This is a genomic window from Cupriavidus sp. WGlv3 (assembly GCF_023952475.1).
GTDB classification, from domain to species: domain Bacteria; phylum Pseudomonadota; class Gammaproteobacteria; order Burkholderiales; family Burkholderiaceae; genus Cupriavidus; species Cupriavidus phytorum.
Genome location: NZ_JALHRX010000001.1, coordinates 267,787 through 287,045 on the forward strand (window position 1 = coordinate 267,787; position 19,259 = coordinate 287,045).

Genomic DNA, 19,259 nt, shown 5'->3' on the forward strand with positions numbered 1-19,259 from the left:
CCTTGTGGGGGCGGTTTGCTCCCCTCTGCGCTTACTTCCTCCGGCTCATCATCAGCTCGGTATTCGCCTTGCGGTCGGCATTGACCTTCTGCACCGACTCCCGCTGCGACAGTGTCTTCAGGTAGTCCTTGACCGGCAGCTCCGCCAGCATGTCGGTGCCGTAGATGATCTTGGTGCAAGACGACACCAGCGGCAGGTGCACCGCGGCGGCGCAATCGGCCAGCGTGAAGCGGTCGCCGGCGATGTAGGGCGAGAACTTCGCCAGGCTGGCGAAGGCGGGGATATAGCGGCTCAGCAGCTTGTGCTGGCGCTCCTTGACGCTGTCGCTGACCTTGCCGCCGAAGAAGGCTTCCGCGTACAGCTCGCGCGCGGTCAGCTCCAGGTAGAGCTCCAGGAACACGATGATCTCGCGCACCTTGGCCGCCTGGTACGGGTCGGCCGGCAGCAGCGGCGTCTGCGGGTAGGCCGCTTCCACGTATTCGGCGATGGCCTCGGACTCGCACAGCGGGCCGGATTCGGTGATGATGTAGGGCACCTTGCCCGCGGGCGTCGCCGCCGGGTCGGTCTCGCCGATCCAGGCCAGCACCTCTTCGAACGGCACGTTCTTTTCCAGCAGCGCCAGCTTCACTTTGTTGTAGTAGTTGCTGGCGGCAAATCCGCAGAGCTTCAGCATGTCGTCTGTCTCCGTTATGGGATGGGTCCCCGCATTGAATCGCGTGGAACGGGGGATTGTGGACCATCCGGCGTCTGCAGGGAACCGGCTGGCCGATCAGCGCACGCCGCCTGCCCCGCCGGTCTGTCGCGGAAGGTGCAAAAAACGTACGATCGTGCTAATTTAACCACAACTTTTGGGACGAATGATGAGCACTTTCACCATCGATACGCTGGGTATCGTCGGCACCGGCGCCATGGGCCGGGGCATCGCGCAGATCGCCGCGCAGGCAGGCCTGACCGTCAACCTGTACGACGCCAACCCGCAGGCGGTGGAAGCCGCGCGCAAGTACCTGCAGGACACGCTGGCCAAGCTCGCCGACAAGGGCAAGCTCAGCGCCGCCGACGCCGAGGCCGCGCTGGCCCGCGTCAGGCCCTGCGGCGCGCTGGAAGACCTGGCCGGCTGCGACATGGTGCTCGAAGCCATCGTCGAGAAGCTCGAGGTCAAGCGCGACCTGATCGCCAGGCTCGAAGCGATCATGCGCGACGACGCCATCATCGCCTCGAACACCTCGTCGCTGTCGATCACGGCGATCGCCGTCGGCGCGAAGCACCCCGGCCGCATCGCCGGCTACCACTTCTTCAACCCGGTGCCGCTGATGAAGGTGGTCGAGGTCATCGACGGCCTGTCGGGCAACCCGGCGGTGGGCGACGCGCTGATGGCGCTGTCGCGCCGCATGGGCCATACGCCGGTGCGCTGCAAGGACATGCCGGGCTTTATCGTCAACCATGCCGGCCGCGGCATGAATATCGAAGGCCTGAAGGCCGCGCAGGAAGGCGTGGCCGGATTCGCCGATATCGACAACATCATGCGCGAGCAGGCCGGCTTCCGCATGGGCCCGTTCGAGCTGATGGACCTGACCGGGCTGGACGTGTCGCACCCGGTGATGGAATCGATCTACAACCAGTTCTACCAGGAGCCGCGCTACCGTCCGTCGCCGATCACCGCGATCCGCACAGTCGGCGGGCTGATCGGGCGCAAGGCGGGCGCCGGCTTCTATGCCTACGCCGATGGCCAGAAGCAGGTGCCGGCCGCCGCCGCGGTGCCGGCCGCGCGCCCGTCGAGCGTATGGGTCAGCCACGCCAGCGAGCGCGGCCATGCCATGGTGACCAGGCTGCTGGGCGCGCTCGGCGTGACCCCGGAAGGCGGCAACCAGCCCTCGGCCGACGCGCTGATCATCGTCACGCCGCTGGGCCTGGACGCCACCACCAGCGCGCTGCAGCAGGGCCTGGACCCGGCCCGCACCGTGGCCATCGACACGCTGCTGCCGTTCGAGGCCACCAAGCGCCGCACGCTGATGACCACGCCGGCCACCAGCGCCGCCGCGCGCGACGCCGCGCATGGCCTGTTTGCCAGCGACGGCGTGCCGGTCACGGTGATCCGCGACTCGGCCGGCTTCGTTGCCCAGCGCGTGCTCTGCTGCATCATCAATATCGCCAGCGATATCGCGCAGCAGCGCATCGCCACGCCGGCCGACATCGACCTTGCCGTGAACCTGGGCCTGGGCTACCCGAAGGGCCCGCTGGCGCTCGGCGACGCGGTCGGCCCGCGGCTGGTGCTGGAGACGCTGCGCAATATGGAAGCGCTGACCGGCGACATGCGCTATCGCCCCAGCCCCTGGCTGTGGCGCCGTGCCGGCCTGGGCCTGTCGCTGCTGGCCGAAGAGCAGTAACCGGTCCGTCGTCCCGGCCGCCCCCACCGCCCGCCCCCACCGAGTCCCCGCCATGCCTGCACAGCTGCTTTCCCGCCGCGTCGATTCGACGCTGGTGCTGACCATCTCGAACCCCGAGGCACGCAACGCGCTGCATCCGGATATCTACGCGGCCTCGCAGCAGGCGCTGGAGCAGGCCGCGGCGGATGACTCACTGCGCGCGGTCATCATCACCGGCGCCGACGGCATCTTCTGCGCCGGCGGCAACCTGAACCGGCTGCTCGGCAACCGCAGCCAGCCGCCCGAGGTACAGGCCGCCAGCATCGCGCTGCTGAACGGCTGGATCGAGTCGCTGCACGCCTTTCCCAAGCCGATCATCGCGGCGGTGGAAGGCGCGGCCGCGGGCGCGGGCTTCTCGGTGGTGCTGGCGTGCGATTTCGTGGTCGCGGCCAGCGATGCGAAGTTCGTGATGGCCTACGTGTCGGTGGGCCTGACCCCCGACGGCGGCGGCTCGTACGAGATCGCACGCGCGCTGCCGCGGCCGCTGGCGAGCGAGCTGATGATGGAAGGCAAGCCGGTCGACGCCGCCCGGCTGGCGCAGTTCGGGCTGGTCAACCGCGTCACCGAGCCGGGCCAGGCGCTGGATGAAGCGCTGCGCCTGGCAGCGGGGCTGGCGCGGCAGTCGCCGCACGCGGTTGGCCGCATCAAGGCGCTGATCAACCATGCCGCCACCGCCTCGCGCGCCGAGCACCTGCTGGCCGAGCGCGACAGCTTCGTCGCCGCGCTGCACCACCCTGACGGCGGCGAAGGCATCAGCGCCTTCCTGGAGAAGCGCAAGCCGCAATACCGCTGATCCGCGCGGGCGGATCACCATCACGGCCAGCCCGCGGCAGACGGGCATGCCGGCACAATGCAAGGAGACCACGCATGGAATTGCCGCCGTCCTCGCGTCGCCGCATCTACCTGATGCGGCACGGTGCCGTGTCTTACTTCGACGACGCCGGGCGCCGCACCGCCCTGCCCGAGCTGGTGCCCCTGAACGAGACCGGCCGCATGCAGGCCAGCGCCGCCGGCCGCGCCTTTGCCGCGGAGCAGATCCGCTTCGACCGCGTCATCGTCAGCGGGCTGCCGCGTACCGTGGAGACCGCGCAACGCGTGCTGGCCGAGCTGCCGGAGATGGACGGCATCGCCCCCGAAGTCTGGCCGGAGCTGCAGGAAATCCGCGGCGGCGACCTGTCCGCCATTGCCGATGAAAACCTGCGCGATGCCTTCGTCGGCGCCTTCGAAGGGGAAGTGCCGGAACACAAGCGCTTCCTCAACGGCGAAACCATCGGCGCCTTCCTCGACCGCGTGCTGCCCGCACTGGCGCGCCTGCGCGACGACCCCGACTGGGATACCGTGCTGATGGTGCTGCATGGCGGCACCAACCGCGCCATCCTGTCGCAGGCCATCAGCTGCGGGCGGCGCGTGTTCTTCGGTTCGCTGCTGCAGACCGCCGGCTGCATCAATGTGCTCGACATGGGCGACGGCCCGCTCGACTGGGTGGTGCGCATGACCAACTATTCGCCGCCGACGCCCGTGCACAGCGGCTCGCGCCACACCACCATGGAAGTGCTGCTGCACCAGTATTTGCGCGGACGCCAGCCGCCCGGCTGAGGGTTCCCGCCCCCGATTCCCTCATCGAACCCGAACAGAAAACCAACGGAGACAGCATGACCAGCAACGTATCGCACTTCGAAGGCACGCGCCCGGTGGCCGACCAGCAGCGTTTCGACACCGCCGCGCTGGAAGCCTGGATGCGCCAGCACGTGGAGGGCTTTGCCGGCCCGCTGACCGTGGAGCAGTTCAAGGGCGGCCAGTCCAACCCGACCTTCAAGCTGGTCACGCCGGGTCAGACCTACGTGATGCGCGCCAAGCCCGGGCCCAAGAGCAAGCTGCTGCCGTCGGCGCACGCGATCGAGCGCGAATACCGCGTGATGGCCGCGCTGGCGGGCACCGATGTGCCGGTGGCGCGCATGTATGCGCTGTGCGAGGACGAATCCGTGATCGGGCGCGCCTTCTACATCATGGAATTCGTCGCCGGCCGCGTGCTGTGGGACCAGTCGTTGCCGGGCATGGGCACGGCCGAGCGCAGCGCCATCTACGACGAGATGAACCGCGTCATCGCCGCGCTGCACTCGGTCGACTACAACGCCATCGGCCTGGGCGACTACGGCAAGCCCGGCAACTACTTCCAGCGCCAGATCGAGCGCTGGACCAAGCAGTACAAGCTGTCCGAGACCGAGTCGATCCCGGCCATGGACGCGCTGATGGACTGGCTGCCGCAGCATATCCCGCAGGAAGACGCCGACCTGACTTCGATCGTGCATGGCGACTACCGCCTCGACAACCTGATGTTCCACCCGACCGAGCCGCGCGTGCTGGCGGTGCTGGACTGGGAGCTGTCGACGCTGGGCCACCCGATGGCCGACTTCAGCTACCACTGCATGAGCTGGCATATCGCCCCGGGCCAGTTCCGCGGCATCGCCGGGCTCAACTTCGCCGCGCTCGGCATCCCGGATGAAGCCAGCTACCGCCGCCTGTACGAGCAGCGCACCGGCCGCCCCATCACCGGCGACTGGAACTTCTACCTGGCCTTCAGCATGTTCCGCATCGCCGGCATCCTGCAGGGCATCATGAAGCGCGTGGTCGACGGCACCGCCTCTTCGGCGCAGGCCACCGACGCGGGCAAGCGCGCGCGGCCGATGGCAGAGATGGGGTGGGAGTATGCGAAGAAGGCGAAGGGCTGAGGCCAAAGGCTAGAGCCTAACGGCTTGCCGACGGTTTGCTCCCCTCGCCCGCTTGCGGGAGAGGGGCCGGGGGAGAGGGCAGGCCGTGGCATACCGCAGCGCCTGACTTCGTCGATACGCCGACCCTCTCCCCAACCCTCTCCCGCAAGCGGGAGAGGGAGCACGCAATCGGCATTTTCGAGACCGTGCAGCGCATAGCACGCCGCCAGTATCAATCCCCCAGCGCCACCCCCTCACGCCGCGGATCCGCCCCACCGGCCCACACCGTCTTCCCGTCCGGCCCCTGGCGGCGCACGATCGCCTGCGTGCCGCTGGTCATTTCGATCGCCGTCACCTGGTGGCCGCGCGCCTGCAGTGCCTGCACCAGCCCCGGCGAGACCAAGCCCTGCTCGACTTCGGTCGGGCCGTTGCGGCTGCCGAAGTTGCCCATGCCGATCGCCGCCTGCGGGTCCAGGTTCCAGTCGAGCATGCCGACCAGCGCCTTGGATACGTATTCGATGATCTGCGAGCCGCCCGGGGAACCGACGGTCGCCACCAGCTGGCCGCTCTCGCGGTCGAACACCAGCGTCGGCGCCATCGATGAGCGCGGGCGCTTGCCCGGCTGCACGCGGTTGGCCACCGGCTTGCCGTTTTCGCTGGGCACGAAGGAGAAGTCGGTGAGCTGGTTGTTGAGCATGAAACCTCGCACCATCAGATGCGAGCCGAAGTACGACTCGATCGTGGTGGTCATCGAGATGGCGCCGCCGCGGTCGTCGACCGCGACGATCTGCGAGGTGGAAATGCGCGGCGGCGAGCGGTCCGGCGCAAAGGCCAGCGTGGCGCCCGGCGGCGTGCCCGGCTGGGCCTTGCCCATGCTCTGCTCGCCGATCAGTTCGGCGCGCGCGGCAAGGTAGGACGGGTTGACCATGCCGCTGACGTCGACCGGCACGAAGTCCGCATCGGCAACGTACAGGCCCCGGTCGGCATAAGCCAGGCGGTCGGCCTCGGCAATCGCATGGACGGCGTCGGGATGGGCTTCCAGCTGCGCCGGCGTGTTCACCGCCTGTGGCTTGAGCGCCGCGAGCGCGTATTTGGGATTTCTGGTTTCCAGCGCCTGCAGCGTGCCGAGGATCTGCGCGATGGCGATGCCGCCCGACGACGGCGGCGGCATGCCGCAGACCTTGTAGCGCTTGTAGTCGGTGCACACCGGCACGCGCTGCTTGGCGCGGTAGCTGCCGAGGTCGGCCAGCGACAGCGAGCCGGCATTGCTGCCGTTGTTGACCTTGGCGACGATGTCGCGCGCGATCGGCCCGCCGTAGAGCACGCCCGCGCCGCGCCGGGCAATGTCGCGCAGCGTCTGCGCCAGCTTCGGGTTCTTCAGCACCGTGCCGGCCGGCTTGGGCTTGCCCTGGGCATCGAGAAAGTAGGCGGCCATCTCCGGCGATCCGGCCAGGAACTTGTCGGCCGCGACCTGCGTGTAGAGTCGCTGCGAGATCGGGAAGCCCTTCTCCGCCAGCTCGATGGCGGGCTGGAACAGCCGGGCCCAGGGCAGCCGGCCGTGCTTGCGGTGGACCATCTCCAGCGCGCGCATCACGCCCGGGGTGCCGACCGAGCGCCCGCCGATCTGGGCCTCGCTGAACGGCATCGGCTTGCCGTCCGGACGCATGAACAGGTTTTCGGTGGCACCGGCGGGAGCGGTCTCGCGGCCGTCGAAGGCCTGCACGTTCTTGCCGTCCCAGTACATGATGAAGGCGCCGCCGCCGATGCCGGTGGCCTGCGGCTCGACCAGCGTCAGCACGGCCTGCATGGCGATGGCGGCATCGATGGCCGAGCCGCCCTGGCGCAGCATGGCGCGTCCGGCCTCGGTGGCGAGCGGATTGGCCGCGGCCGCCATATGGCGCTGCGCGTAGACCGTGGCCATGCCGGGGCGGTAACCCGACGCCACCTCCGGCGCCGGCGGCATCGCCGCGGGCGGAGTCGCTGCTGCCGGCGTAGCGGGCGCGGCCGGCGTGGCCGTGCTTCCGCCCGGGGTACCACAGGCACCGAGCAGCGCCGACAGGGCCAGCGCCAGCGCACCGCGCCACGCCGTCGAAGTGAGGTCAGGGATAGCCATGCGAGATCTCCGGCAGAAGGATCCAACGATTGTAGTGGCGATCGGGGCATCCCGCGAGGACGGAAGTCTGGGGTGCGCCACTCCGTATCGGGCAGCCGGCGGCGAAAAAATATTTCACCTGCCTCAACCCCGCCGGTCTGTGTGGCCCGTTACATCGATAGGCCGTCACGCCGGCGCCCTGCCCGCGGCCTTCCAGGAGAACAACATGCAACCACGCGCACCGGTCTTCTTTTCCAGCCTTGCCGCCACCCTGGCGCTCGCGCTGGCCGCATGCGGCGGCCCGTCGCGGCCGCTGCCCGAGCAGGCTTCCCGGCCAGTTTCGCCAGCGATTGCTCCGGCGCCGCCTCCCGACCATGACCACGCCGCCAGGGCAGCCCAGTCCAAACCCGTCGCGGAAATGCACAGCATCGAACCGCACGCCACGCTGGCAATGCCGCACCCTTACCCCTTGCCAGCACCCGCGCCGGAGGAGCGTGAACGCTACGGCGCCATCGACGAGAACGGGGTCCGGCTGGTGGCACAGGCACCGGTGTCCACCTTCAGCATCGATGTCGATACCGGCAGCTACAGCAACGTGCGGCGCCTGCTCAATGCCGGTCGCGTGCCGCCGGCCGATGCGGTGCGCGTGGAAGAACTGCTGAACTACTTCCCCTACGACTATGCCCAGCCCGCCAACGGCCGCCCGTTCGCCGTGCACACCGCGCTGGCGCCGGCGCCCTGGCACCCGTCCAATGTGCTGTTGCGCATCGGCATCAAGGGCAAGGACGTGGCCAGCGGCGCGCTGCCCGCCGCCAACCTGGTGTTCCTGGTCGACGTGTCGGGCTCGATGAACGCGCCGGACAAGCTGCCGCTGCTGAAGTCCTCGCTCAAGCTGCTGGTGAACCAGTTGCGCGCGCAGGACCGCATCACGCTGGTCACCTACGCCGGCAGCACGCGCGTGGCATTGCCGCCCACGCCGGGCAGCGACAAGGCCGCGATTAGCGCCGCCATCGACCAGCTGGTGGCGGGCGGCAGCACCGCCGGCGCCAGCGGCATTGCACTCGCCTACCAGGCCGCCCAGCAGAGCTATATCGCCGGCGGCATCAACCGCGTGCTGCTGGCCACCGACGGCGACTTCAACGTGGGCGTGACCGACTTCCGCCAGCTCAGGAGCATGGTGGAGGACAAGCGCAAGTCCGGGGTGTCGCTGTCGACGCTGGGCTTCGGCACCGGCAACTACAACGAGCAGTTGATGGAGCAGCTGGCCGATGCCGGCGACGGCGCGTACTCCTACATCGACAACCTGATGGAAGGCAACAAGGTGCTGGTCAGCGAGATCAGCTCGACGCTGGCGACAATTGCGCGCGACGTGAAGATACAGGTCGAGTTCAACCCGGCCACGGTGACGGAGTACCGGCTGATCGGCTATGAGAACCGCATGCTGGCGCGCGAGGATTTCAACAACGACAAGGTCGACGCCGGCGATATCGGCGCGGGCCATACCGTGACCGCGCTGTACGAGCTGACGCTGGCGGGGCTGCCCGGGCTGGTCGACCCGCTGCGCTACCAGCGCGCGGCGCCGGCGCCGGGGCGCGATGGCGAGCTGGCGCATGTGCGGCTGCGCTACAAGCTGCCGGCGGCCAGCACCAGCCAGTTACTGGATGTCACCGTGGCGCGGCAGGCGCTGCGTCCGCTGGCCCAGGGCGACGACGACTTCCGCTTTGCCGCGGCGGTGGCCGGCTTCGGCCAGGTGCTGCGCGGCGGCAGGTTCACCGGCGACTGGCGCCACGCCGACGCGCGCGCACTGGCGCAAGGCGCGCGCGGCGCCGACCGCTTCGGCTACCGCGGCGAGTTCGTCAAGCTGGTGGACCTGGCGCAGAGCCTGGCCACCGCAACGCCGGCAGCCTCTCATGGCGCCGCACCGGCCGGGCATGCGGCACGCTGAGCCGCATCGCGGCGCACAGCCGGCGCAGGGTTGTGCGGACTGTCGCGCCGCCCTGCGCTCTCCTATACTCGGGCGCATGCAGGCCTCCGCCCCCGCCCCATCCGCTGCTCCCGCCGACGCGCTGCGCACGCTGCCGGACCACGACCTGATGCTGCTGGTCGCGGGCGGCATCATCGAGCAGCCCGTCACCGAGCTGTTCCGCCGGCATAACGCGGGCCTCTACAACTACCTGGCCTGGCTGTGCCAGGGCAATACCGGCGAAGCCGAGGACCTCGCCCAGAAGACCTGGGTCAAGCTGATGACCCGCTGCGGCGACTACCAGCCGAGCGCGGCGTTCCGCACCTTCCTGTTCCAGATCGCGCGCAATGCCTGGCTCGACCAGGTGCGCAGCGCCGATGCGCGCCAGCGCGACGCGCTCGACGACCACCTGCCCGAGCTGCCCGCCGACGACCTGTCGCCGGAAGCCGAACTGCAGCTGCGACAGCATGCGCAGCACGTCCACCGCGCGCTGCTGCAGTTGCCGGTCGCGCAGCGCGAAGTGGTGGTGCTGCGCTTCTTCAGCAATATGAGCGTCGAAGATATTGCCGCAATGCTTGGCGAGAAGTTCGAGACCGTGAAGAGCCGGCTGCGCTATGCCTTTGCGCGCCTGCGCGCGGACCTGGCGGGCAGCGTGCCGGAGTCGGGGCCATGAGCGCGGGCAACGCCGCATCGCACGCGGCCGAACGTTTCATCGCGGGCGAGGACCGGCTCTCGGCCCTGCTGAAAGCACTTCCGCCCTACCCGCCGCCGGCGGCACTGGAAGCCGCCGTGCTTGCTGCCGCGCGCGCCGCGCAGGAGCAAGCCGGGCGCCAGCAGGCCGAGGCCGCGGCACTGCCCTTTGCCGCGCCGCCGGCGCTGGCCGCGGCCGTGCTGGAAGAAGCCGCGCGCCTGCAGGCGGCCCAGTCGGCGCGGCGCGATGCGGTGCTGGCACGGGTGGCCGCCGGCGCCGCCGCTGAGGACGCGCTCGGCGCGCGCCTCGGTCCGGATGCGGCGGCGTGGCTGCGGGCACAGGCTGCGGATTCAATACGAAACGCCGCACAACCCTCGGCGACGGAGCCGTCCACGCATGCCGCGCGCGCGCGCCGGTGGTGGCGTTCGCTCGGACTGGTCGCCAGCGTCGCGGCGGTGGCCGGACTGACCACCAGCATCGTGCTGCGGCAGATCGACGATGGCGCGCTAATGCCGGCGGGGACGGCCGAGATGGCGGCGACCGAGATGGCCGCGCCCGCGCCAACGCCGGCAGCGACGGCTGCACCATCGCCGCCCTTGCCGGAAACCGCCGCAGCACCGCCCCCCAAACCCGCAGCCCCGGCCGCCAAGGCAGTTGCACCTGCTGCCCGCCCGGCACCCCGCGCAGCGCCTGGCACGGAGGCCACCCGAAGCGTTCCGCGCGAACCCGCGCTGGATAGCGAGGCCCCGGCACAAGCGAACCCGCCTGCGCCGCCCGCGCCGGCGATCGCTGCCGCGCCGCAGGCACCCGCTGACGCAGCCATCGCGGAAGCCGCACCATCGGCGCCCGCGCCTGTCGCACCGTCAGCCTATGCGCGCAAGGCTGCCCCAGCGATGGCTTCGCGCGCACCGGCGGCGGCGTCCACCCTGACCGTCTCGACCCAGGACGATCCCGCGGCCATCGCGGCGCGCCTGGGCACGGCAGCGCCGCTCAGGCTGTGGGCAGCCGAGCCCGACCATGTGGAGATCCGGGAATGGACGCAACGGCTGTGGCAGGCGATGCCGGCGGGACAGCGCCCGCCCGTGCCGGTTGCGGTGCAGGCCGATGCCACGCTGGCGCCTGGCCAGGTGCGGATCGAGCTGCGTGGAGAGTTGCCGCGGGGCGCGCCGCAATGAGCGCGCCGCGGCGTGAGGGTCAGCGCGTGGCGAACGACCAGCTCAGGTCCACCGGCTGCGCGCCGAGCCGGCCCGTGACCCGCACGGTATAGCGCTGCTGGCTGGCCAGCGGCGCTACCGGCGTGCACACCGCCAGGCCGCGCGCGGCGCTGCTCAGGCCCGAGGAACGGCTGTCGACCTTGATGCAGTCGACGTTGCCGCCTTGCGCATCGGTGATGACGAAGTTGTCGGCATCGAACTGCAGCGAGGTATTGATCGCCTGCAGCGACACCGGGTAGCCCATGGTGCGGTTTTCATAGCCTGGGGCCGGATTGGGGCTTTCGGTGTTGACCCAGTTGACCGGCACGTCGTTCTGGCCGTCGAACGGATAGGCCACCATCTGGTTGTCGCTGCCGCCCTTGACCCGGTCGGCGAGGTCGACGGTCTGGTAGTAGCTGGCCGAGGTGCCGCTGCCGTTGGCGCCCACGCGCTCGGCAAAGCCGCTGCCGGCCGAGCCATAGCTGCCCAGCAGCGCGGCGCGGTGGAACGGCGCATCGACCAGGTCCGACACCAGTGCGTCCTTGGGCGACATCGACAGCTGCGCGTTGGCCACCGAGGTCCAGCGGTTGGCGCCGGCCACCACTTCCGCGGTGGCATCGGTCGGATAGGCGGCCTGGATGCGCTCGTGGGCGGTGGCGCCGGTGTAGCCCGGATTGCCGCTGCTTTCGTCGTGCGTCAGCGTGGCATTGGCCAGCATGTAGTCGGTATGCGCCTGCGCGGCGGCATTGAGCGGGTCGCGCGCCGCCAGCGGCGGCAGGCCCACCTGCTCGCGGCGATAGTTGGCGTAGCACAGGCCGGCGGTGCGCGGCTCTTCCAGCACGCGGTAGTTGCCGACCGCGCTGCCGCGCGCCGGCAGCAGCACGATGCCGCTGCCCGGAGCGGCGGCGGGCGCGGGACCGCTGACGGTGTAGCAAGCCCCGGCCGTGGTAGTGGTGGTGGAGCCGGCCGGCGAGGTCGGCGACGGCGACGTGGTTGCACCCTGGCCGCCAGCGGGCGCGCTGGCCTGCGCGCCGGCCGGGGTCGATGCGCCGGGCGCGGCACTGGCCGTCGTGCCACCGTCGCCGCCATCGCCGCCGCCGCAGGCGGCCAGCGCCAGCGCCGCGGCGGTACAGAGCGTGGTCAGGGCCAGCGTGGTGTGCCGCGCGCGGCGCGGCGGCATGGAAGGGCAATCGGCAGGCAAGCGTTTCCCAATCATCGGTCTGAGTCGTCGTGGTGGAGTTCGGCGGATTGTTCTGCCCGGGGTCTGCCCGGGGGATCCGCGAGTGCGGACGGCCGGCGCGACAACCATCGCGGGCACCTTGCAGGACGGGCTCGCTGTGGCTTTGCCGGGGGCAGAAAGACGGGACGATGGTATGGGCCGTGACCGCGAGGGTCTAGCCCGCGAACAATTGCTTACGTGTGACCCGCGCGCGCCGCACCTGACGCAATCCCAACGGAATTCAAGCTGCGGCAGTGTCCGTCGAGGCGTCAGCCCGCCGCGGTCACGTCGGCCATGCCGCTGCCGAGCGAGGTCATCACCGCCATCAACTGCTCGCGCAGCCAGCGGTTTGCGCCGTCGTTCTCGCCGCCCGCGTGCCAGTACAGGTGCAGCTCCAGCGACGGCACCTTGAACGGCAGCGACAGCAGCCGGTTGGCATAGGGCTCGTTGGCGATGCGGGCATAGCGCAACGGCAGCGTGGCCAGCAGGTCGGTGCAGCTGACCACGCGGCACGCCGCGGCGTAGTGCTGGCAGCGCAGCCGCACGCGCCGGGTCAGGCCCATGCGATGCAAGGCCTGATCCTCCAGGCCGGCGCCGCGGCGGCGCGACGACACGTGGACGTGCTCGGCCGCGAGGTAGCGCTCCAGCGTCAATTCCTTCTTCACCAGCGGATGATCGCGCCGTGCCAGCACCACCATCGGGTCGGCCATGAACGGTGCATGGTGGATCGCCGGCGACACCGGCAGCAGGATGTCGAGCGCGGCGTCGAGCGTGCCGGCCAGCAGTTCCGATTCCATCTCGCGCCGGTCGAAGCGGATCGCGGCAATTTCCACCTGCGGCGCCATCGCGGTGACGCGGCTCATCAGCGGCGGCAGCAGCGTCGACTCGAGCGCGTCGCGCATGCCGATGGTGAAGCGGCGCACGGTGTTGGTGGGATCGAAGTGCGGCGTGTCCTGCAGCGTGCGCGCAAACGACTGCAGCGCGCTGCGTACCTCGGCCGCCAGCGACCGGGCCAGCGGCGTGGGCGCCATGCCCTGCCCGCGCCGCTCGAACAGCGGATCGTCGAACAGCGTGCGCAGCCGCCCCAGCGCGTGGCTGACCGCGGGCTGCGTCAGGTTGAGCTGGCGCGCGGCCGCGGTGATGCTGCCTTCGCTGTAGATGGCGTCGAATACGACGAAGAGGTTGAGGTCGATGCGGGAGAGCTGCATGCCGATGATTCTGGCACGGAATGCAGGGAATTGATACTGGCAAATCCAGAAAATTCATTTTTCTAATTACCCGCTTTCAGATAGAGTGCATTGCATCGGCAAGGGTAGTTACCCCGAGAGCCCGAAGACCCAGCCAACCGGCGCCGGCGGCCGCCCGCGCCCATCGATCCCGTAGCGAGGAGACCACATGGATTTCGAGTACAGCCCGAAGGTCAAGGAGATGCAGGCCAAGCTGCTGGCCTTCTTCGACCAGCACATCTATCCGAACGAAAAGCGCTTCGCCGAGGAGATCGACGCCAACCGCCGCGCCGGCAACGCCTGGATCCCCACCAAGGTGATCGAGGAACTGAAGCCGCTGGCGCGCGAAGCCGGCCTGTGGAACCTGTTCCTGCCGCGCTCGCCGCGCGCGCCGCAGGGCCTGTCGAACCTGGAATACGCCACGCTGTGCGAGATCATGGGCCGGGTGCCCTGGTCGGCCGAGGTCTTCAACTGCGCCGCTCCCGATACCGGCAACATGGAGACGCTGGAGCGCTACGCGTCGGAAGAGCTGAAGGACAAGTGGCTGGAGCCGCTGCTGGCCGGCGAGATCCGCTCGGCCTTCCTGATGACCGAGCCCGCGGTGGCCTCGTCCGACGCGACCAATATCGAATGCCGCATCGAGCGCGATGGTGACCACTACGTGATCAACGGCACCAAGTGGTGGTCGTCGGGCGCCGGCGACCCGCGCTGCAAGGTCTATATCGTGATGGGCAAGACCGATCCCGAGGCCGGCCGCCATGAGCAGCAGTCGATGGTGGTGGTGCCGGCCGATACCCCGGGCATCACCATCAAGCGCTTCCTGCCGGTATTCGGCTACGACGACGCGCCGCACGGCCATATGGAGATCGAGCTGAAGAACGTGCGCGTGCCGGTCGCGAACATCCTGCTGGGCGAAGGCCGCGGCTTCGAGATCGCGCAGGGCCGCCTCGGCCCGGGCCGCATCCACCACTGCATGCGCAGCATCGGCGTGGCCGAACGCGCGCTGGAACTGCTGTGCAAGCGCGCGCTGTCGCGGGTCGCGTTCGGCAAGCCGGTGTCGGCCCAGGGCGTGACGCAGGAGCGCATCGCCGAAGCCCGTTGCGAGATCGAGATGGCGCGCCTGCTGACGCTCAAGGCCGCGTACATGATGGACACGGTCGGCAACAAGGTGGCCAAGGCCGAGATCGCCATGATCAAGGTGGTGGCCCCCAACGTGGCGCTGAAGGTGATCGACTGGGCCATCCAGGTCCACGGCGCCGCCGGCGTTTCCAGCGACTTCCCGCTGGCCAGCTGGTGGGCGCACCAGCGCACGCTGCGCCTGGCCGATGGTCCGGACGAGGTGCACCGCAACGCCATCGCCAAGCTGGAGCTGGCCAAGCACATGAACGTCAATCCGGACACCATCAAGATGCCGGTGGCGCGCGGCTTCTGAGCGCCCCGGAGCACCCGGTAGCGCCGGCAGGGGCCCGCCCCTGCCGGCATTGTGGAAAACGCGCAGCCGACCTGCGCGTTTTTTTCTTCTGTGCTTAAATCGCGCGGTTCGCCACGTCGGTGGTCGATGTGGCCGTTCCCATGAATGCAGCCAGGAGACCCCTGCAATGATCGACGTTTACACCTGGGCCACGCCCAATGGCCACAAAGTCCACATCATGCTGGAGGAGTGCGGACTGGAGTACCAGGTCCACCCGATCAACATCGGCGCCGGCGACCAGTTCGGCGAGGACTTCCTGAAGATCAGCCCCAACAACAAGATTCCCGCCATCGTCGACCCGGACGGCCCCGACGGCAAGCCGATCTCTCTGTTCGAATCGGGCGCGATCCTGCTCTACCTGGCCGGCAAGACCGGCAAGTTCCTGCCCGAGGACGTGCGCGGCAAGTACGAGACACTGCAGTGGCTGATGTTCCAGATGGGCGGCGTGGGTCCGATGCTGGGCCAGGCGCACCACTTCCGCATCTATGCGCCCGAGCAGATCGAGTACGCGGTCAACCGCTACACCAACGAGGCGAAGCGCCTGTACGGCGTGATCGACACGCAGTTGTCGAAGCACGAATGGCTGGCCGGCGAGCAGTACACCATCGCCGATATCGCCACCTTCCCGTGGCTGCGCAGCTGGCAGAACCAGGGCGTGGAGCTGGACGACTACCCGCACCTGAAGCGCTGGTTCAACCAGATCGCCGAGCGTCCCGCGGTCAAGCGCGGCGTCGAGGTGCTGGCCAGCGCGCGCAAGGCGCTGCAGGACGACAAGGCGCGCGAAATGCTGTTCGGCGCCACGCAGTACAAGCGCCACTGAAAGCCGCGCGGCGGCCACGGCGGCCGCCGCCGTCATCAGGCCAGCGCCAGCGCCGTGCGCGCCACGGCATGACCATCCGCGCGCCGGCCGCCACGGGCGTCCACGCCATCATGCGGGGCATCGCCCGCGCCGAAGCAGCACAGCAGGCCGGTGCCCGGCACCAGCACGTCGAGCCGGCATGACTCGTGCGCGTCCGGCGCGTAGAGCGCGCCGGGCTGCAGGAAGCTCATGTCACCGGCGCTGCGCACCAGCGCGCCATGCCAGTGCAGGGCCAGCGCGCCCCGGTAACACAGCGCCCAGCGCAGGCCACGCGCCTGCAGGTGCCGGCCCCAGTCATCCAACGAGCCATCCAGCTGCACAAACTCCGGGCGCATGCCGTGCTGCGCCTGCCAGTGATCCGCTTCCAACACGTCCGCCAGCGCATGCGGCGCGGCCAGGCCATCGGCATCGGCCCCGGCCCCGGCCCCGACGGGAGCAATGGCGCCCAGCGCGCACTGCCACGCACCCTCGGGCATTGCCACGGGACGCGATGCCTCGGCCGCGCCTTGCGGCACCGCGCGCACCAGGATGGTGTCGGCCACCGCCTGAATTTGCATCGGCACGCCGGGCGCGGGCGCGAACAGTTCGCCCCCGCCCACCAGCAAGCTGCCGCGGCCGGGCGAAGACAGCCGCAGGCCACCGCGCAGGCAACCCCACCATTCATGGCAATCCGCTGAAAATTCGGGCTGGCGCTCGCCGGCGCAGAGGAAGACGTAGTCGCAGGTGCAGCCGAGACCGGCAGCGGCGGCAAGCAGGCGTGGCTGGAATCCGGGAAGGAAATCCGACCGCGCGTGGCGGTCGGCATCGATGGCGCGCATGCGCGCCTCGAACAGCGTGAAGATCTGCATGGCAATCCCCCTGCAGGGCAACAGGCGCGCTGCGCCTGTCCGCGCAGCCGGCGCACGCGTAGCGGCGTGACGCTCGGTCTTGCGCGATAACCCGTCTGGCACGGCGCTGCGATGCAGCCCGCCCGGTTGATGCCATCGTGCCGCGCCATGGCCTGGCGCGCCCCTCAATTTGCGGATCGGACACCGATAGTGAGGATGAGGATAAGTTGTCGTGGCCTCAAGGTCAAACCCTTAGCCTCAGACCACTCCGAACTTTTGTTGATCCCATGACTACTCGAAATCTCAGACTTTTCGGATTGCATCTCGCCTGGCTGCGCAAGCAACGAGGCTGGTCCCAGGAGACCCTTTCGCTCGAAAGCGGACTGTCGCGCTCCTACCTGAGCGGCATTGAAAGCGGCAAGCGCAACCTGGCGCTGGCCAACATCTGCAGGCTGGCCGAGACCCTCGCCGTGCCTACCGCCGAGATGCTCGACTTCAGCCGCCACGATGTCAGCCAGCTGCAGGTCGAGCAATCGCGCGCGCCGTTCGGCAACCGCCAGCGCGCGGCGATCGAGGCCACCATGCACCATATGGCCGAGCTGACCGAGCCCGAGCTGAACCTGGTCGCCGCGGTGGCGCGGGCGCTGGCGGGCAAGGGCAGCTTCCGCCCGGCGCTCGGGCACGGCAGTTCCGGCACCAGGCCGGCACCCGATGCCGACGCGACCCCGGAAGGCTAGAGCCCCAGCATGCCCTGCCGTTCGATGAAGCCGATCACCTGGTCCAGCCCCTGTCCCGACTTGACGCTGCCCATCACGAACGGCCGGCTGCCACGCATCTTGCGCGCATCGCTTTCCATCACCGGCAGCGATGCGCCCACATACGGCGCCAGGTCGGTCTTGTTGATCACCAGCAGGTCGGACTTGGTGATGCCCGGCCCGCCCTTCCTCGGAATCTTCTCGCCCCCGGCGACGTCGATCACGTAGATCGTAAGATCAGAAAGTTCTGGGCTGAAGGTCGCGGCCAGGTTGTCGCCGCCGGACTCGATGAAGACCACGTCGGCATCCGGGAAGCGCGCCAGCATGCGATCCACCGCTTCCAGATTGATCGATGCATCCTCGCGGATCGCGGTGTGCGGGCAGCCGCCGGTTTCCACGCCCAGGATGCGCTCGGCCGGCAGCGCACCGGAGATCGTCAGCAGGCGCTGGTCTTCCTTGGTGTAGATGTCATTGGTGATCGCGACCAGGTCATAGCGGTCGCGCATCGCCTTGCACAGCATCTCCAGCAGCGTGGTCTTGCCGGAGCCGACGGGCCCGCCGACGCCGACGCGCAGCGGAGGGTTTTTCTTGGTACGGGCGTGGGTCATGGTGCGGTATCGGTTCAGGATCGGAACAGCCGGGAGTACTGCGTTTCGTGGCGCGCGCACAGCAGTCCCAGCATCGGGGAAAACGTCGACAGTTGCGGCGGCGTGGCTTCGGCGCGGCGGCCGGCTTCGTCGACGGCGTCGAGCACGGCGCCATGCAGTCGGCGCAGCATGTGCTGCCCCGCCACTTGCCCCAGCGGCACCGCCTTGATCGCCGCGGCCACCTGGTTCTCGGCCCAGTTGAAGCAGTAGGCCGCCAGGCCATCGCGCGCACCGATCTCCAGCGCCACGCAGGCGGCGGTGAACGCGGTCGGCAGGCATACCGGCGACAGCGTGGCGAGCGTGTCGCGCAACGCCGGCGTGCCCCACTCCATCTGCGCGATCAGGCGGGCCAGCGACCAGCCCATCTGCTCGGTCTCCAGCCGCAGCTCGGAGGTCTCGCGGGTGGCGTGGAACCAGTCGTTCCAGGCCCGCACCTGCGCGGCGTCGCCCGCCTGCCAGTGGCGATGCAACAGCAGCCACAGCGGCGCCTCGCATTGCGCCTGGACATGCCGCAGGTTGTCGTAGATCCAGCGCTCCGCCGTCTGCGCGTCATGCACGCTGGCGCATTCGATTGCGGCCTCGAGACCTTGCGAATAGCTGAAGCCTCCGATCGGCAGCGATGGCGAGGCGAGGTGCAGCAGGGAGATGAGTTGGTGGAGGTGGGTCATCAGACGACGCCTCGCTTTGCGATGGTTTGCTCCCCTCGCCCGCTTGCGGGAGAGGGGTCGGGGGAGAGGGCCGGAGCATCCACGAGCCCCAACTCCAACAATACCTCGCGTACTTTTTCTAGTACTGCCACCGTATTTGCCAATACATCATGGTTCCAAAACCGCACCACACGATATCCCTCGCGATGGAACCAGACATCTCGTGTCGCATCAGCCTCAGAGCCATGCTGGCCGCCATCCACTTCGATGACCAATTTGAATGCGATGCAGACGAAATCCGCGACATAAGGCCCGCACTGCTGTTGACGCTTGAATTTCAACCCAAGAAATCGGTGGGCACGGAAGTGGTACCAAAGACGTTGCTCCGCCTTGGTCTGGTTGGAGCGGAGCATGCGGACGAACGTTGGCCCTGGCACACGCCTGCCCTCTCCCCCATCCCCTCTCCCGCAAGCGGGAGAGGGGAGCGCGGTGTCGGTATTGGTAAGGTTCTCAGCCAGATTCACATTCGCGCCTTCAT

Annotated in this window: 18 protein-coding genes; 10 read left to right on the plus strand and 8 right to left on the minus strand. The window is 69.1% G+C overall.

Going from position 1 to position 19,259, the window contains the following annotated elements; translation table 11 throughout:
* Positions 1–31: 31 nt before the first annotated feature.
* The gene (locus MKD38_RS01265) at positions 32–673 is read right to left on the minus strand and encodes a glutathione S-transferase (RefSeq protein WP_252674313.1); all 642 of its coding nucleotides are present in this window, start codon (positions 671–673) and stop codon (positions 32–34) included.
* 187 nt (positions 674–860) lie between these two features.
* Here MKD38_RS01265 and MKD38_RS01270 point away from each other — a divergent pair, with 187 nt between their 5' ends.
* The 4 genes from MKD38_RS01270 (at position 861) to MKD38_RS01285 (ending at position 5,152) form a co-directional block, all read left to right on the plus strand.
* Positions 861–2,384 (plus strand): 3-hydroxyacyl-CoA dehydrogenase, encoded by a 1,524-nt coding sequence (locus MKD38_RS01270; RefSeq protein WP_252674314.1) that lies wholly within the window; start codon positions 861–863, stop codon positions 2,382–2,384.
* Between the two features lie 52 nt (positions 2,385–2,436).
* Positions 2,437–3,216 (plus strand): oxepin-CoA hydrolase, alternative type, encoded by a 780-nt coding sequence (locus MKD38_RS01275; protein WP_252674315.1) that lies wholly within the window; start codon positions 2,437–2,439, stop codon positions 3,214–3,216.
* Between the two features lie 74 nt (positions 3,217–3,290).
* Positions 3,291–4,019 (plus strand): histidine phosphatase family protein, encoded by a 729-nt coding sequence (locus MKD38_RS01280; protein ID WP_252674316.1) that lies wholly within the window; start codon positions 3,291–3,293, stop codon positions 4,017–4,019.
* 56 nt (positions 4,020–4,075) lie between these two features.
* Positions 4,076–5,152, plus strand: coding sequence for a phosphotransferase (locus MKD38_RS01285; RefSeq protein ID WP_252674317.1), 1,077 nt, complete (start codon positions 4,076–4,078; stop codon positions 5,150–5,152).
* 211 nt (positions 5,153–5,363) lie between these two features.
* On the opposite strand, the gene ggt is transcribed toward MKD38_RS01285, so the two are convergent.
* Positions 5,364–7,244: a gamma-glutamyltransferase gene (gene ggt / locus MKD38_RS01290; RefSeq protein WP_252674318.1), complete on the minus strand. Its 1,881-nt coding sequence runs from the start codon at positions 7,242–7,244 to the stop codon at positions 5,364–5,366.
* Between the two features lie 205 nt (positions 7,245–7,449).
* On the opposite strand from ggt, the gene MKD38_RS01295 reads away from it, so the two are divergent.
* The 3 genes from MKD38_RS01295 (at position 7,450) to MKD38_RS01305 (ending at position 11,052) form a co-directional block, all read left to right on the plus strand.
* Entirely contained in the window at positions 7,450–9,168 is a 1,719-nt protein-coding gene (locus tag MKD38_RS01295) for a vWA domain-containing protein (protein WP_252674319.1), read from the plus strand.
* Positions 9,169–9,244: 76 nt separating this feature from the next.
* Entirely contained in the window at positions 9,245–9,859 is a 615-nt protein-coding gene (locus tag MKD38_RS01300) for a sigma-70 family RNA polymerase sigma factor (protein WP_252674320.1), read from the plus strand.
* Positions 9,856–11,052, plus strand: a complete 1,197-nt coding sequence (locus MKD38_RS01305) for a hypothetical protein (protein WP_252674321.1) — start codon at positions 9,856–9,858, stop codon at positions 11,050–11,052. The genes MKD38_RS01300 and MKD38_RS01305 overlap by 4 nt, the downstream gene beginning before the upstream one ends.
* Positions 11,053–11,071: 19 nt before the next feature.
* Here MKD38_RS01305 and MKD38_RS01310 read toward each other — a convergent pair whose 3' ends face one another.
* Both MKD38_RS01310 and MKD38_RS01315 read right to left on the minus strand, forming a co-directional pair.
* Entirely contained in the window at positions 11,072–12,250 is a 1,179-nt protein-coding gene (locus tag MKD38_RS01310; protein ID WP_252674322.1) for a CAP domain-containing protein, read from the minus strand.
* 308 nt (positions 12,251–12,558) lie between these two features.
* Complete coding sequence (locus tag MKD38_RS01315; protein ID WP_252674323.1) at positions 12,559–13,497, minus strand: LysR family transcriptional regulator; 939 nt, start codon at positions 13,495–13,497, stop codon at positions 12,559–12,561.
* A gap of 187 nt (positions 13,498–13,684) precedes the next feature.
* Here MKD38_RS01315 and MKD38_RS01320 point away from each other — a divergent pair, with 187 nt between their 5' ends.
* Together MKD38_RS01320 and MKD38_RS01325 are read left to right on the plus strand one after the other, a co-directional pair.
* On the plus strand, positions 13,685–14,947 hold the full coding sequence (locus MKD38_RS01320) for an acyl-CoA dehydrogenase family protein (RefSeq protein ID WP_252674324.1): 1,263 nt from the start codon (positions 13,685–13,687) through the stop codon (positions 14,945–14,947).
* A 166-nt stretch (positions 14,948–15,113) separates the two neighbouring features.
* Positions 15,114–15,806: a glutathione binding-like protein gene (locus tag MKD38_RS01325; protein ID WP_252674325.1), complete on the plus strand. Its 693-nt coding sequence runs from the start codon at positions 15,114–15,116 to the stop codon at positions 15,804–15,806.
* A 35-nt stretch (positions 15,807–15,841) separates the two neighbouring features.
* Here MKD38_RS01325 and MKD38_RS01330 read toward each other — a convergent pair whose 3' ends face one another.
* Entirely contained in the window at positions 15,842–16,693 is an 852-nt protein-coding gene (locus MKD38_RS01330) for a hypothetical protein (RefSeq protein WP_252674326.1), read from the minus strand.
* A 296-nt stretch (positions 16,694–16,989) separates the two neighbouring features.
* On the opposite strand from MKD38_RS01330, the gene MKD38_RS01335 reads away from it, so the two are divergent.
* On the plus strand, positions 16,990–17,409 hold the full coding sequence (locus tag MKD38_RS01335; RefSeq protein WP_252674327.1) for a helix-turn-helix domain-containing protein: 420 nt from the start codon (positions 16,990–16,992) through the stop codon (positions 17,407–17,409).
* On the opposite strand, the gene ureG is transcribed toward MKD38_RS01335, so the two are convergent.
* The 3 genes from ureG to MKD38_RS01350 are packed head-to-tail and all read right to left on the minus strand — an operon-like array spanning position 17,406 to position 19,134.
* A complete protein-coding gene (gene ureG, locus MKD38_RS01340; RefSeq protein WP_062797828.1) occupies positions 17,406–18,035 on the minus strand; it encodes an urease accessory protein UreG in 630 nt (209 codons plus the stop codon). The genes MKD38_RS01335 and ureG overlap by 4 nt on opposite strands.
* Before the next feature lie 14 nt (positions 18,036–18,049).
* Entirely contained in the window at positions 18,050–18,742 is a 693-nt protein-coding gene (locus tag MKD38_RS01345; RefSeq protein WP_252674328.1) for an urease accessory protein UreF, read from the minus strand.
* Positions 18,742–19,134: an endonuclease domain-containing protein gene (locus tag MKD38_RS01350; RefSeq protein WP_252674329.1), complete on the minus strand. Its 393-nt coding sequence runs from the start codon at positions 19,132–19,134 to the stop codon at positions 18,742–18,744. Before MKD38_RS01350 ends, MKD38_RS01345 begins: the two co-directional genes overlap by 1 nt.
* Positions 19,135–19,259 lie beyond the last annotated feature (125 nt).